Source organism: Bradyrhizobium sp. LeoA1Lang (genome assembly GCF_055413685.1).
The window spans coordinates 42,560-48,823 of the sequence record NZ_JBVAPG010000059.1 but is presented as its reverse complement, the minus strand read 5'-3'; the positions used below and the strand labels follow the sequence as shown (position 1 = coordinate 48,823).

Sequence of the window (6,264 nt, the reverse complement as noted above, 5' to 3'; positions counted from 1 at the left end):
CTGAACAACGGACGTATCCGCTTCTTGATCTCCCGAAGCGACGCCGCCCACAACGCAAGCGTCTCCTCAATCGACGCTGCCTGCGTCCACGATCTTCGAATCATGGTTGCCCATGGATTCAGAAACCACTAAAAAAACAACTGTAATGTTAGGGCCAGGAGTTCGCCTAACGCCCGAGTAAATGGCTTGTCCTTGGTGCGAGCTTTCCAGGAGTCATTGATGAGGCCCCAGAGTTTTCTGAGACGGTCGGTCACATCAGCCTGTACCCCGGAATTGAGCGGGACGAACACGGCCTCCTTGCCTGTAAGGCGCTCAGCAATCACCACACCGGGAAAGATGATTTGATTGTTGGGAAAAAGGCTTCGTGCGAAAGCAACAACCGGGCTCTCGGTCCGAATTGCTCCTAGTCCATCGATCTTGACGTCGCGAACGACTCGGGACTTAGGTGCCCCTTCGTAAAGGGCGAAGACATTTGGTCCGGTGTCGTTGGCGATGGAATCGCTCTTCAAGTATTGAAATACCGAGACATCGATCTTCTCGTCGACTAAAACGATCGCGAAAATGCCAGCATGACGCGCTTCCAGCTTCGCCAGCGCTTCTGAACTCAAAAGGTCCTGGGCGGAGCGGATTTCACCGGAAAAGTTCTTCGTCCCTGGCTCCGCGGATAGCGCTTCAAGCAGAGGCCTTAACGGTTCAGCCATGATCGCGGGGCTCCCAATTCTTGGTGCTGTGCCGTTACTCGAATTCAGCTAGCGCGAGTTCTCAAGTAGCGTGAGACTACCATAAGTTGTTTATGCTTGCAGTATCGATTCCGGATCTATCGAAACTTCGTGTCCCGGAGCGTCCGGAAAGCCGAAAAATCTCAATGATTCCGTAGCCGGTGCGACACATAAAAAGGTCGCATGGGACTCAAAAGAGCATCCAGGATGAGCATGATGATCCGAACGGCTTTCTCATTTGTGGCTCTGCTGGCCGTGGTCCAACCCGCGATGGCCTGCCGTCACGTGCAGTGGCATACGAGCACCCTGTTGGACTCGCTGCCAGCGGGGGCCCGGGACGAGCCGGTCATCGCGCGCGTCGAGCCGATTCAGCTCTTGAGGCCACCATGGGTCAACGGCGACGACTGGAGATCGACGCCTCTGATCAGAGTACGCGTGATTGAAGCCATCAAAGGCGTGCAGGAAGGGCAGACATTCGTCGTTGATAGCCGTGGCACGTCTTGCGACCAAGCCTTTCCCCGGAACGATCCGAGATTCCAGGCTTACATGATCAACTGGCGTCCCTACATCGTGGGCCGCTTCGAATCCAGCAATTCCGGTGAAGTCTTTCGTGGCGCGTGGAGGCGAGACCTGGCGACCGGCGAGCTCTTGTTTGCGCCCTGATGATCGCACCGCGCTTGGTTAGGAACTCACCAAGATCGTTCTGAGGTTGCAGATCTGGCCGCAAATCATCCCCTCACGCGCCGCATCGTCATCGAGTGGCGGAACCGCGAGGCCGGGTGCGTATTGATGGCGACCTGCGCGATCTTTCCCGTCGCCAACTTGTAGGTACGCTGCACTTCGAGCGCCGTCGTTCCAGCTTTCACTTTCAGTCCGCTCGCCAGGGCGGGCGAAATCAAAGCCGCGGCGATCTCCTGGTGAACTTCGACGATGCTTTGGCCGAACAGATCTTCGATCAAATGGAAGATCGGCCCTCTGTGGCGCTGCAATAGCCGGCCGACCGCGGCAAACTCTCTGTTGATATAGACCTCGGTCCAGCATACGGGAAGTTCGCTGCCCTCGGTGTGGCGGAAGCCGCGCACCGAAAGCCAATGTTCGCCGCTTGCGATTCCGGTCCGCGCGGCGAGCTTGTCGTCGATCTCGATCATTTCGATCGTGTCGATCGCGAAGCGCACGCCGGTCGCGAAGGCGACGAGGTCGTTGATCGACATGACCTCGTGGACAAAGGAATCGGCGGGTCGGGGAGGGACGACCGTCGTGCCAGCGCCTTGACGCGAGGAGACCAGATTGTCCTCGCGCAGTCGTCTCAGGGCTTCCCGCACCGTGTAGCGGCTGACCGCGAATCGTTCGCACAGCTCCTCTTCGGTCGGAAGCTGCGATCCCACAGGATAGACGCCGCTTACGATCTCGTCCTTCAAGGCACGGACAACCTGGAGATAGAGTGGTTCGTCGGACTTGACGTTGGCCGGCGCACGGCTCGGCGGCCTGCCTTTCGGCGTGCCGCTGCGACGTGCCTTCGTGTCAATCTTCGATCCCATAACCTCTCTTGGCGATCAGCGCGGTGCGCTCGAAGCTGATGAACTGTGTCCCGTCAGCCTTTTTGCCGATTGTGCGGACCGTGACAAGTCCTTGTCCGGGCCGCGAGGTCGATTCTCGCTTCGCGAGCACCTCCGATTCTGCGTAGATCGTATCCCCGACGAATACGGGGGCCGTCAGCTTGATGTCGTTCCAGCCGAGATTGCCGACAGCTTTCTGGCTGATGTCGCTGACGCTCATGCCGACCACCATCGACAGGGTCAGGCAACTATTGACCAGCGGCCGCTTGAACTCCGACTTGGCGGCATATTCCTTGTCGAAATGCAGGGGATGGGTGTTCATCGTGATCAGGGTGAACCAGGTGTTGTCGCTTTCGGTAATGGTGCGGCCGGGCCGGTGCTCATAGACATCGCCAACGTTGAATTCGTCATAGTACCGTCCAAAGCTTTCGCGGTAGCGCTGGGGGCCGGTCTGATCGTAGCTTTGCATGCTGTCACTCCGAAGCTGGGATGTCGTTGAGGAATGCGGCCGTGTGCTCACCCAACCCAGGTTCATGCAGATTGGGCTGGGCGGGCTCGTGACGGAAGCGGATGGGGGGACCGATATGACGTCGGTTCAGCTCATCGCGCCGGATCATCCCGCGTGCGATCAGGTTCGGGTGCGCCAAAGCTTCAGGCAGGGTGTTGACACGGCCATAGCAGACATCGATCGTCGCAAGATACGCGTTCCATTCCGGCAGCGTCTTCTTGCGGAATTCAGCGGTGAGGAAGTCCATGACAGGCTTTTGATGCGGCCCTGGACCGCGCAGGCACGGTTCGGCCAGATCCGGCCGACCGAACGCGCCGAGCAGGTTGTGAATGAATTTGGGCTCCTGCCCGGCGAGGACGAGATAGCGGCCATCAAGCGTTTCATAGGGGCGATAGAAGGCGGCGCCGCCGGTCGTGCGTTCGTGCGCCGGAATCGGTTGGCGGTTTTCCGCAAATGCAGGCCCCAGGATATTCAACATCCCGCCGACCATGACCTCGTGCATGCTGATGTCGATGTAGTCGCCGACTCCCGTCTGTTCGCGACGCAGCAGAGCCATCAGGACGCCGGACAATCCCTGAAGTCCGGCGAGAACGTCGGCGGCGGGAATGCCGGGCATCGCCGGCTTTTCGTCACTGCCCAGCGTCATGCTGAGCAGACCGCTTTCAGCTTCCAGGGCCAGATCGTGCGCCGGCCGGCCGCGCAGATCGCCATCCTGCCCGAATGCGCTGATCGAGCAATAGACAATGCGTGGATTGCACGCTCGCACAGCCTCGTAGCCGACGCCGAGGCGGTCCACTGTCCCCGGCCGGAATGACTCGACGAAGACGTCGGCCGTCTCGCAAAGCGAGAGCAGGGCGTCGCGTTGAGCGCGATCCTTCAGGTCGAGCACGACGCTGTTCTTGCCGCGATTGAGATTGCGAAAGAAGACCGTGCTCGGCCCGTCGGAAAGCCCGATGTGCCGGCCGGGATCTCCCTCGCCGGGGGCTTCGATCTTGATGACCTCAGCGCCATGGTCGGCCATTGCCAGGGTGAGATACGGGCCCGGCAGAAACACCGAGAGGTCGATGACGCGGATACCTTCGAGCTTCATGGAGAACGAACCGGTGCAGTCGAGCGCGCCTTGCCGACATAGGTCGGATTGTCGGCCCCGTATGGCGAGCAAGCCGCCTGGCTCGGGCGCTGCCCATTGATCTTGATCGGGTTCGCAAGCACCCGCATGTTCGGCTTCGCCGGGTGCGAGATGACATTGATCATTCCCGAGGTCTGCAGGAAGGGATTGTCGAGCGCCTGCGCCAGATCGAGCACGGGGGCGACGGGCAGCACGCCATTGAGCTTGCCAAGCCAGTAGGATGTCGAATGCCGGCGCATATCGGCATCGATGATGGATGTTAGCTCATCGCGATTGGCCTGACGCAAGGCCTGGGTAGCGAAGCGTGGATCGGAGGCAAGATCCTTCCTTTCGATCGCCTTGATCAGCTCCCCCCAGAACTTGTCGGTCATGCACATGATGAACAGCCAGCCGTCCGAGGTTGGAAAGGTCTGGACCGGAGCGACCGAATAGTGGGCGCTGCGTGGTTGCCGCGAGGAAATGTGGCCCTCGTTAAGATACCAGGTCGCGACATAGCCGAGCTGGTGCAGCGCGACGTCGAGCAGGCAGGTGTCCACGTCGCAGCCTTTGCCGGAACTGCGAGCCTGAATGATCGCGGAGAGGAGCCCCACGGCTGCGGTCAGTCCGGTGGTCTGATCGATGATCGAAGGAGCCCCGAGGCGCGACGGCGGGCCGTCAGGCTCGCCGGTCAGATGCATGAGGCCCGCTTCCGCCTGCATCAGGTAATCATAGCCTGGCCATGACGCGCGATCGTTGTCCCGCCCGTAGGCCGAAAGATGGACGCACACGATGCTTGGGTTGACCGCCGCCAGTGAGCTGTAGTTGAGGCCGAGCTTCGAGGGCAGGTCGCCCCTCAAGTTGTTGAGAAGGGCGTCCGCGCCCGCCGCCAATTCCCTCAGCGCCGCCCTTCCTTCTTCGCTGCGCAGGTCGATGGCGACACTCTTCTTGTTGATATTGAAGGCCTGGAAGTACTCGCTGTCATTGGTACCCAGCATGAACGGGCCGGTGTTCCGCGACGGGTCGCCGCCGATCGCCGCGTTCTCGATCTTGATGACTTCGGCGCCGAGATCGGCGAGCAGCATGGTGGCGTAGGGACCCGCGCCGAACTGTTCTACCGAGACGATGCGCACACCCTGGAGTGGCTTCATAGCGCGGGGTTCCTCTTGATGAGCTGCTTGGAGATGATGATGCGCTGCATTTCGTTGGTGCCTTCGCCGATGCAGGTTAGCGGCGCGTCGCGATACAGGCGCTCGATGTCGAATTCCCGCGAATAACCATAGGCGCCATGGATGCGCATGCCTTCGATCGAGTTCTCGAGCGCGGTTTCGCTTGCGAAATACTTGGCCATGCCCGCCTCCATGTCGCAGCGCTCACCGCGGTCGAATGCCTGGGCGGCGTCGAGCGTGAGCAGCCGCGCGGCACGCGCGCGGGTTGCCATTTCGCCGAGCTTGAGCTGAATGGCTTGATGCTCGCAGATCGGCTTGCCGAAGGTCTTGCGGATCTGGGCGTATTCGGCAGCGAGTTTCAGCGCCCCTTCCGCGATGCCGACGCCCCGCGAAGCGACGTTGATACGGCCTAGTTCCAGTCCTCCGGTGGCCTGAAAGAAGCCCTGGCCTTCGACCCCGCCGATCAGGTGATCGGCGGGCAGGCGATAATTCTCGAAAATCAATTCTGCGGTGTCGATCGACTTGTAGCCGAGCTTCGGCAGCTTGCGGCCGACCGTGAAGCCTTCCTGCTTCGGCGCAATGAACAGGCTCATGCCGTTATAGCGCGGCTGGGCGTTGGGGTTGGTCTTGACCAGCATTGCGAAGCACGAGCCTTCGGCGCCGTTGGTGATCCAGGTCTTGGTGCCGTTGATGACGTAATGGTCGCCGTCGCGCCTGGCGTTCATCCGGATGCCCTGCAGGTCGGTGCCGGCATCCGGTTCGGTCAGCGCCAGCCCGCCACGAATCTCGCCCGAGGCGAGCTTCGGCAGCCACCGCGACTTCTGCTGCGAAGTGCCGAATTTCTGGATCGCCAGAGCGAGCATCAGGTGCGAATTGATGATGCCCGTGATCGACATCCATACGGACGAGATGCTCATGACGATCTTGGCATAGGTTGATGCCGACAAACCGAGGCCGCCATATTCCGGCGCGATGACCGCCCCGAACAGGCCAAGCTCCTTCATCTGCTCGACGACCTGATGCGGATAGCGATCGGCGTGATCGTACTCGCGCACGATCGGCTTGAGCTCGCGCCCGACCCAGCGCTCGATCGTGTCCAGGATCTGGCTTTCTTCGTCCGCGCCCATCGGCGTGTAGCTGCCAAGCGCCTGCGTCATCGGGCGAATCCTCCAAAGTTGTACGGACAAATTATCCGCTTCTTGCAAAT

7 protein-coding genes are annotated in these 6,264 nt (G+C 60.6%); 1 reads left to right on the top strand and 6 read right to left on the bottom strand.

Going from position 1 to position 6,264, the window contains the following annotated elements:
- Window positions 1-128: 128 nt before the first annotated feature.
- A complete protein-coding gene (locus ACZYOF_RS20760; RefSeq protein ID WP_463716954.1) occupies window positions 129-701 on the bottom strand; it encodes a hypothetical protein in 573 nt (190 codons plus the stop codon).
- A 225-nt stretch (window positions 702-926) separates the two neighbouring features.
- Between ACZYOF_RS20760 and ACZYOF_RS20755 the strand changes: the two genes are divergently transcribed.
- Complete coding sequence (locus ACZYOF_RS20755) at window positions 927-1,382, top strand: hypothetical protein (protein ID WP_282530206.1); 456 nt, start codon at window positions 927-929, stop codon at window positions 1,380-1,382.
- Window positions 1,383-1,447: 65 nt separating this feature from the next.
- Here ACZYOF_RS20755 and ACZYOF_RS20750 read toward each other — a convergent pair whose 3' ends face one another.
- The 5 genes from ACZYOF_RS20750 to ACZYOF_RS20730 are packed head-to-tail and all read right to left on the bottom strand — an operon-like array spanning window position 1,448 to window position 6,214.
- Window positions 1,448-2,257, bottom strand: a complete 810-nt coding sequence (locus ACZYOF_RS20750; protein WP_130581603.1) for a GntR family transcriptional regulator — start codon at window positions 2,255-2,257, stop codon at window positions 1,448-1,450.
- Entirely contained in the window at window positions 2,241-2,744 is a 504-nt protein-coding gene (locus ACZYOF_RS20745; protein WP_130581604.1) for a MaoC family dehydratase, read from the bottom strand. The genes ACZYOF_RS20750 and ACZYOF_RS20745 overlap by 17 nt, the downstream gene beginning before the upstream one ends.
- Before the next feature lie 4 nt (window positions 2,745-2,748).
- Window positions 2,749-3,873, bottom strand: coding sequence for a CaiB/BaiF CoA transferase family protein (locus ACZYOF_RS20740; protein WP_463716953.1), 1,125 nt, complete (start codon window positions 3,871-3,873; stop codon window positions 2,749-2,751).
- Entirely contained in the window at window positions 3,870-5,039 is a 1,170-nt protein-coding gene (locus ACZYOF_RS20735) for a CaiB/BaiF CoA transferase family protein (protein ID WP_463716952.1), read from the bottom strand. Before ACZYOF_RS20735 ends, ACZYOF_RS20740 begins: the two co-directional genes overlap by 4 nt.
- Window positions 5,036-6,214: an acyl-CoA dehydrogenase family protein gene (locus ACZYOF_RS20730; protein WP_463716951.1), complete on the bottom strand. Its 1,179-nt coding sequence runs from the start codon at window positions 6,212-6,214 to the stop codon at window positions 5,036-5,038. The genes ACZYOF_RS20735 and ACZYOF_RS20730 overlap by 4 nt, the downstream gene beginning before the upstream one ends.
- Between the last annotated feature and the right edge of the window lie 50 nt (window positions 6,215-6,264).

Bases quoted from the DNA above. Each gene is read 5' to 3' on its own strand.
- ACZYOF_RS20755 (WP_282530206.1), top strand. From the start codon at position 927: ATGAGCATGATGATCCGAACGGCTTTCTCATTTGTGGCTCTGCTGGCC.
- ACZYOF_RS20735 (WP_463716952.1), bottom strand. From the start codon at position 5,039: ATGAAGCCACTCCAGGGTGTGCGCATCGTCTCGGTAGAACAGTTCGGC.
- ACZYOF_RS20730 (WP_463716951.1), bottom strand. From the start codon at position 6,214: ATGACGCAGGCGCTTGGCAGCTACACGCCGATGGGCGCGGACGAAGAA.
- ACZYOF_RS20760 (WP_463716954.1), bottom strand. From the start codon at position 701: ATGGCTGAACCGTTAAGGCCTCTGCTTGAAGCGCTATCCGCGGAGCCA.
- ACZYOF_RS20745 (WP_130581604.1), bottom strand. From the start codon at position 2,744: ATGCAAAGCTACGATCAGACCGGCCCCCAGCGCTACCGCGAAAGCTTT.
- ACZYOF_RS20750 (WP_130581603.1), bottom strand. From the start codon at position 2,257: ATGGGATCGAAGATTGACACGAAGGCACGTCGCAGCGGCACGCCGAAA.
- ACZYOF_RS20740 (WP_463716953.1), bottom strand. From the start codon at position 3,873: ATGAAGCTCGAAGGTATCCGCGTCATCGACCTCTCGGTGTTTCTGCCG.